Origin of the sequence: Yersinia frederiksenii ATCC 33641 (assembly GCF_000754805.1) — a bacterium.
Lineage (GTDB): Bacteria > Pseudomonadota > Gammaproteobacteria > Enterobacterales > Enterobacteriaceae > Yersinia > Yersinia frederiksenii.
In genome coordinates this window covers 1,706,403-1,713,458 of sequence record NZ_KN150731.1, presented here as the reverse complement: position 1 = coordinate 1,713,458, position 7,056 = coordinate 1,706,403, and the positions used below count along the sequence as shown (strand labels likewise).

Below are 7,056 nucleotides of genomic sequence, written 5' to 3'. Positions count from 1 at the left end.
ATCAAATAATTAAATAAAAACCACCTCAAAAACACGTTTCATTGCCTTACTTCCCTAGCCTTTAAATTCATATAGTTAACAGCTAATTCGGAACCATTCGTAAAAATTTCGATACGTTTAATCCGTTCGGGTTGTATTCTGTAGCAAGGTACGATTAAGCCTGACTGTCAGTTATGAGCGAACAGTGGACATTCTTGTGCAAAATATGCCGCTAGATTACAGTGAAGTTATTTTCGACCAACGCTATAGCCAACTGAACAAGCAGGAAGTTAAAAAATATGAGCAGGCGATTATGTAGGGATAACCGCACCAAAATACGAAACATTCCCCGTCGTATAAAATCACTTAACCGTTGGTCTGAAACTTTTCATAACCCAGTTCGTGCCGTTTTTCCGGAAGAGCAACATTACTGGAATTACAAGATACCTGTAGAAATTAATCTTGTTCAAGGAAAATACAGCAAGCAGAAAGTTAAGGCAAAGTGTGCGCAAGCCATGATCAATGCCTGTTCCAACTTGATGCTCGCCACAGCAGATTGCGATGATATCCCTCGAATTACTGCCGTAATTTGCCTCCCGGATATGTTTACAAGTGAGGTCTGTTTATTTCGTTCAGAGGAATACTTTCAAAGCTTCATTACAGAGGGGAGTTCTGACAATGGTTCATCGGTACTCCTCAGGGAACGAAGCCTTGCCCGGGAGTGGGGGCTTATTCTTCCAGATGGGGTTCAGGAATTAGGTATTACACTTGACTACTATAGTGGTGACGACCCGGATGAGTGGTTTTCAAGCGAACGCTGGTATTATGGGCAATTATAGTAACTTGGCCATTTAGCGATATAAATGCAAGAGTAACTGAGTACATCAGGAGACTCACCAGACATACTATCATTACTAGGTTTATCAATTGTCTTAGCAGATGTGCAGCCAATGAAAAAAAAGCTTCGCCAACGTAACCAAGCCTGGATCTCACGGCAATTGCGACGTGCACAAAAAGAAGGAATGTCGTTAAGTTTCTTTATTAACTTTCCTTCAATACGTGCAGTTGCATGTAATGGTGAGCGCCTTAAACGACGTGGTCGTCTCAAGCCGGACTGGGAGCGCGCATTGTTTCATCCGGGTTGGGGAGAAGTGCCGATTGTTGGGCAAAAAGGCACAGTTTACTGGTTTGAGGGATTTGATAAGGAACAGTTGCCTGTTGAATTGGTGCCGCTGTGGGAAGATGCCTGACTGTATTGACTTTGATTTTTCAGTGCAACACTTAATCCACGCTATAGTCAGCGAGGAGCGGAAGCCAATTCGACGCAACGACTAAAGTAATCCTGTTAGCCGCTTAACGGTTTTGTCCAGCTAAAGATAATCCACGTTGCTGACTGAATCTGCGTACCCCAAAATTCTATAACCGGTTGAAGTCTCCATTCCAGGGAGATGAATAGCCCGAAGAATAGTACCAACCGTGGCATGCTGCACAACTGAATTAGTCAAAACATCAAGATACTGGATATCCAAATAGCCGCCCTCTCTAAAATGGTAAAACCACTCGCCATCAACTACGAATTCATAGCCATTGAGAGACGTGATTTTCCATAAAGGAGGAGATTCCATGCCAATCATTGCTAGGCGGATTTCATTCCATTTTGTATTATTCATGCAGCTATAAAGCATTCGAACCTCCCAGGATCTGCTACCGGAAGATTAGCACACTACTTGGTCAGGAATGTCCGCTTCGCCACTGCCCGACCACCTTTGGCATTCATAAAACGGCGCACAGTCTCGCCCCTTGCCCGTTTCAGCTGTTGCAGGCTGGGCCAGCGGATTATCAGCTCACAAAATAGTGAGCTGTCCCGATGTGAGAACCATTCTAGGGGCTGAGAATAATACTGCTTAAGCGTGTTGATGAGACGATTCACAAAACGGCGTTTGTCTTCGGCCAGCAGTCGACGCTGTTCAACTAGCTGTTGAAGTAATCGAATATCTGCATTGTCGGGTTCAATGGATTTGATCTTTTCGGGATAGCGTAGCATCAGCTCTAACGCTAACTCAGCATCCTGCGGATCATCCTTCGCACCACTTGGCCAAAAGGTCTGCCGATAGCGGGCCAGTGACAACGCGTGTACTGGAAAAACAGTGACAAATGGGTACTTTTGGAGAGCATACACTACCGGGCCTTTCTTCAGCTCAAGGGCGATCGCGATCCTGCCTTTCACCTTCTGGTGAAACTCGCTGAGCCAGATATCAAGCGCTTCCGGAGTATGTTCAACCACATAGAATATACGTTCACCGTTTTTAAACTGAACGCAGACATCGTGTTTTTTATCAGCCCAATTCAAACCAATATGGGCAGCAAACTGATCTGTAGTAGCCATAACCAACTCCTGTTTATCGGGGATTGGTATGCATTCCACGCTCTTCGAAAGAAATATAGTCAGCAGTTCTTATGTATGCCCTGAGTATTCGTTAGCGAACGTGGAGCACTTACTGGCTCGAAAGCAAAGCGGCAATCATCAAGTTACATGATTCTGGCACAATATTCGTAACCAGTAAGCGCATACCCTGAATCACTTAAGAGTGTAACTCTCAGGGTTCGAATGACTATATTTGGCACTAAGCCGACTGCCAAACCTGAATATGCCCAGATAATAAAGGTGTCTGATTAAGTATGAGTAAATACAGATGATTGATTTAAACATTGAGCCTCCCATAAAAATAAACTACACACTTCATTATAAAGAATGACTGATTCTTCTGTACACATGCAATATCTGATTAAACTTCACTCAAATCAACACCCTTACGCATAGCTTTAATAATGAGCCGGGTAATTAAACTCGGCTTTTGTTGTGAGGAGTAGAAGTAAGTGCATATCTTATTTTCTGACCATTTAATATATTCCGGCAAAACTTAACACTCGGTTTTTCAATTGTAAAATAAGAAATCGTTGATGCAACAATCACTATGGTTATATAAAAACAAAAATAAACCAAGTTAAAACCGCTACCAATACTGGTATTACTGCTTATGAGTTCAAGGAAAAACTGGTGTAATAGATAAAGCGAATAACTAATTGTTCCCATGAAAACAAGATAACGGGAAATAATTTTTATTATTGATGTGAATAACAAGAAAAATAGCAAAGCACTGGTGTAAGTTGCCCAGTAAGCAATCGGGTTCTCACTAAAACCAAAATTCTTTGAGTATGCAAGAAAACAGATAACCGGTAGCATCACGATGAAAGAACATATCCAAACAACACTATAATTCAACGCTCGTTTATTGTCATTTATTGTAGCTTCGCGCCACAATACGCCAAAAAACATTAATGACATAGCTAACGGAACGGCTACTGGGATTTTCATCTCAAGTTGCCAACGCGTATAGGCTGCGATTGAAGCAACCAGTAACATCGCAACTGAAATTATCAAGCTACAGAAAATATTATGTAGTAACTTACTTACAAATAATAAAACACATAAAGCATAAAATATTAGCTCTATAATCAATGTCCAATATACACCAAATAAGTCTGGCACATTAAATAGCGACTGAATCATAGTTAAATTAAATGCAATTGTTTTTATCTCCGGAAGAGTATCAGTGAACAATATAGCTGATAGCACTGCGAATAAAACTGACAACCAATATGCGGGGTAAAGGCGAAAGAATCTGGATGTTATGAATTTCTTAATCGCCTGTTTACTATCTCCTAAACTATAAGGGATTACCATTCCACTAAGAATAAAAAATATAACAACGCCGAACTGCCCCAAATTGAAATGAGATAAAAACCAAGTATCGCGTAATGGTGTACGTTCCAAAAAATGTGAGATTACTACCATTAATGCAGCAATACCTCTCAACGAATCCAAATACTCAATTCTCGGTTTTGTCATGACTAATTCCGTTTGATCATATTATTTTAATAGATTTAGTTGCTCAAGATTCTACAGCAATCTTTATGTTTTTACAGTGATTATTGTGGTCAAATGGGAGCTAGATAACCATTATTAACCGCTTCAATCAACGGCCAGTTAACCAAGATCGACCATGATTGATAAGCACCACGGGTGGCGATTATCTCACTACGGTGTTCCTCACTTTTAGACCATAATTGACAATAAAAAGGAAAAAGGTAAGGAATTTGCGATGAAACTGCTGGGGCATAAATCGGAGAAAATGACGAATAAGTACCTTGATACGAGAGGGAAAGAATACGTGATGCTATAAAAGACCGAATATCAGATTTCGATAAAATTTCGATAAACCTCAAAATTCCCCTTTAAAATCAATAGGTTAAAAAAAGACCGAATACGATTCCTAAAGGTGAGAATTCTTAATTTTATCTATATAAAACAATAAGATAATCAGAGTTATGACCTTTAGCCTACGTTTAATACCGTCTTTAAAAGATCAACATGATCATATACTTATCAGCTATTTAGAAAATTCTCGGGAAAAGTTCGGGCGCTAAAATGAGGGAAACATGACATCAACACTATTTATAGTCTGCCTAATACTGGCCGCAGTAATGATCACCATCCACCCCGCTCTCTGCATTCCTTTTGTTATCTCAGCTTACCTGCTGGCAGGTAAAAGCAATATGCACATGGATAGTAACGTCAGCATCATCTTAGGGATCATCGGATTTATTCTGTTATTGGTTCTGTTCGTCATCGTTAAAGATGCCCTCAAATAATTATTAATATTGTAATGTAGGTTAATTGCTACTTGATCTGACAGTCGGCTAAGAGCGAAGAGCGGACATCCATAATTGAGTTAGTATTTCTTTACATTGACCCAGCTTCATACAGGTATGAGCGGCTTTTATGCTGAGAGTTATTTTGCAGCAGGGTTAATGTTATTTTCTGGCAAGCAGGCTGATATCCTCTTTCTCGAGGACATGCTTACTGCAACCATAGCGAACAGCATTCAGCATGGCTTTACCCATCTCTTCAGTGGTAAGAACGCTGTCGGGGAAGAGGCGCTTCAGTATTGATAAGAATGGCGACAAGACGGTATAAAAAATCCTGTAGGCTGCAGTTTTGGAGCGGATACCGTCAAGGGGCTGTATTATTGCAGGGCGAAACATCAGTGCCGAGGCAAAGCCCAGCCCGAGCAGGGTATTTTCAATTTTCCCCTTAACTCTTGCCCACATGCTTCTCCCTGCTTCAGAGCTGTCCGTCCCTGCACCCGAGACATAGATGAAGGTCATTGCCGGGTTTAACCGCACCAGATGCGAGGCAATATCAAGCGTCAGTTTAAAGGTAAGGCGACTGTAGTCTTCCTCTGACAGACCGGAAGCGCTGACACCCAAGCAAAAAAAACAGGCATCCCAGTTTCCGGCTGCACTCACGTCAGCCAGTGGTGAAATGAGGTCATCAGTAACCACCTGCTCAAGCCCTGGATGCTGGTCAGGCAGCGGAGAACGAACAATAACGGTTACAGTTTCAACATCTTTTGCTTTCATGCACTCGCGCAATACGCCCTGGCCGACCATACCGGAAGCGCCATAGATTAAAACTCTCATAATCAAATCCCGACTGTCTTTCTTTGGATGATTGCCCCCACAGGCCCTTGAATGGCCTGCGGGGCAACGAGGCGCTACGTTCTTTACAGAAACAGTCCCCGGGTACTGTTTCAGGCTATCGTCTTGTATTCCAGATAACTCTGGATGCCGTAAGCGCCGTTCTCCCTTCCGATGCCTGACTGCTTCATGCCGCCAAACGGAGCGAATGGCGTATGACCAAATGCATTGATCGAAACCGCACCGGTCTGCATCTGTTCGGCAACCTTTTTCGCGCGCGCGACATCTTCGCCACTGACGTAACCGGCCAGACCATAAGGTGAATCGTTGGCGATATCAATAGCTTCCTGCTCATTTCTGTAGGAAATAACGCACAGCACCGGCCCAAAAATTTCTTCGCGCGCGATAGTCATGTCGTTGGTCACGTTGACAAATACCGTAGGCTTCACGAAGTTACCTTCTGTCAGTCCTGCAGGATATCCCGGTCCGCCAGTCAGTATTTCAGCACCTTCCTCAATTCCTGCATTAATATACCCCTGTACACGCTTGTATTGCGTCCGGGAGACCATTGGGCCAACGGCCGTGTCTGATTCCTGAGGTAGCCCGACTTTCAGTTGCTCAACGGCCTGTTTCAGCGCGGTTGTAATTTCATCGTAGCGGCTTTCCGGTACCAAAATTCGGGTGCCTGCAATGCACGCCTGGCCACTGTTCATGAAACCTGACTGAAGGATAAATGGCAGCGCCTTGTTCAGGTCTGCATCCTCCAGAACGATATGCGCTGACTTGCCCCCCAGTTCAAGAGTGACTCTTTTCAGGGTATCGGCGCCGCGGGCGGCAATACTTTTACCCACGGCAGTTGAACCGGTAAAGGAAATTTTAGCCACGTCCGGGTTGGTGGTCAGCTCAACGCCCACCACGTCGCCGCGACCATTAACGATATTGATAAGGCCAGCCGGCAGGCCAGCGGCGTCTACGCATTCCATCAGTATCTGGGTCTGCAGGGCGCTCATCTCGCTGGGTTTGGTCACCACGGTGCAGCCTGCGGCAAGCGCGGCGGCGGTTTTATTGCAGAAGTACATGATATTGGCATTCCACGGTGTGATGTGTCCCGCCACGCCGACAGGATGCAGTGATACTTCAGCCTGACCCACCATTTTTTTAAAGGGTACGTCTTTCAGGCTTTCTTTAACGCTCAGAATAGCGTCACAGGATGCTTTAACAAGGAACTGCGCCATTTGCTGTGGGCCGCCGTATTCCTCAACCAGAGCCTGTACGTGTTCATTCGTCCGCGCCGCTACGGCATCATGGAAGCGTTGAAGGTATACTGCACGATCGGCGGGCGTAGTCAGGGAGTAAGTTTTGAATGCCGCCTTCGCAGCCGCAATCGCATGTCGGGTGTCTTCTTCGTTACCCAGCAGCACGGTTCCGATAAGCATATTCGTTGCAGGATTCACAAGCTCAAACTTCTCCTGCCCGACTGAATCAACAAATTTACCGCCAATATAGTGTTGCGTAATATGTTTCATGCATTTTCCT

At 44.0% G+C, this 7,056-nt stretch carries 7 protein-coding genes and 2 pseudogenes; 4 read left to right on the top strand and 5 right to left on the bottom strand.

Annotated features, from left to right (window positions below; all coding sequences use genetic code 11):
• Window positions 1-278 precede the first annotated feature (278 nt).
• Window positions 279-818, top strand: a complete 540-nt coding sequence (locus tag DJ58_RS13995; protein WP_032913220.1) for a DUF3916 domain-containing protein — start codon at window positions 279-281, stop codon at window positions 816-818.
• A 111-nt stretch (window positions 819-929) separates the two neighbouring features.
• Window positions 930-1,229, top strand: a complete 300-nt coding sequence (locus tag DJ58_RS14000; protein WP_032912287.1) for a hypothetical protein — start codon at window positions 930-932, stop codon at window positions 1,227-1,229.
• A 120-nt stretch (window positions 1,230-1,349) separates the two neighbouring features.
• On the opposite strand, the gene DJ58_RS14005 is transcribed toward DJ58_RS14000, so the two are convergent.
• The 3 genes and pseudogenes from DJ58_RS14005 to DJ58_RS14015 form a co-directional block, all read right to left on the bottom strand.
• On the bottom strand, window positions 1,350-1,664 hold the full coding sequence (locus DJ58_RS14005; RefSeq protein ID WP_050413935.1) for a DUF6678 family protein: 315 nt from the start codon (window positions 1,662-1,664) through the stop codon (window positions 1,350-1,352).
• A gap of 62 nt (window positions 1,665-1,726) precedes the next feature.
• Window positions 1,727-2,365, bottom strand: a pseudogene (locus DJ58_RS14010) (IS110 family transposase); the annotation flags it as partial.
• A gap of 456 nt (window positions 2,366-2,821) precedes the next feature.
• The gene (locus DJ58_RS14015; RefSeq protein WP_004712747.1) at window positions 2,822-3,889 is read right to left on the bottom strand and encodes an acyltransferase family protein; all 1,068 of its coding nucleotides are present in this window, start codon (window positions 3,887-3,889) and stop codon (window positions 2,822-2,824) included.
• Window positions 3,890-4,115: 226 nt separating this feature from the next.
• Here DJ58_RS14015 and DJ58_RS24120 point away from each other — a divergent pair.
• Together DJ58_RS24120 and DJ58_RS14020 are read left to right on the top strand one after the other, a co-directional pair.
• Window positions 4,116-4,223 (top strand): annotated as a pseudogene (locus DJ58_RS24120) (tyrosine-type recombinase/integrase); the annotation flags it as partial.
• A 256-nt stretch (window positions 4,224-4,479) separates the two neighbouring features.
• Window positions 4,480-4,692: a hypothetical protein gene (locus DJ58_RS14020; RefSeq protein WP_032912220.1), complete on the top strand. Its 213-nt coding sequence runs from the start codon at window positions 4,480-4,482 to the stop codon at window positions 4,690-4,692.
• A gap of 162 nt (window positions 4,693-4,854) precedes the next feature.
• On the opposite strand, the gene DJ58_RS14025 is transcribed toward DJ58_RS14020, so the two are convergent.
• Window positions 4,855-5,523 (bottom strand): Rossmann-fold NAD(P)-binding domain-containing protein, encoded by a 669-nt coding sequence (locus DJ58_RS14025; RefSeq protein WP_004712649.1) that lies wholly within the window; start codon window positions 5,521-5,523, stop codon window positions 4,855-4,857.
• A 110-nt stretch (window positions 5,524-5,633) separates the two neighbouring features.
• Window positions 5,634-7,046, bottom strand: a complete 1,413-nt coding sequence (locus DJ58_RS14030) for an aldehyde dehydrogenase family protein (protein WP_004712650.1) — start codon at window positions 7,044-7,046, stop codon at window positions 5,634-5,636.
• Between the last annotated feature and the right edge of the window lie 10 nt (window positions 7,047-7,056).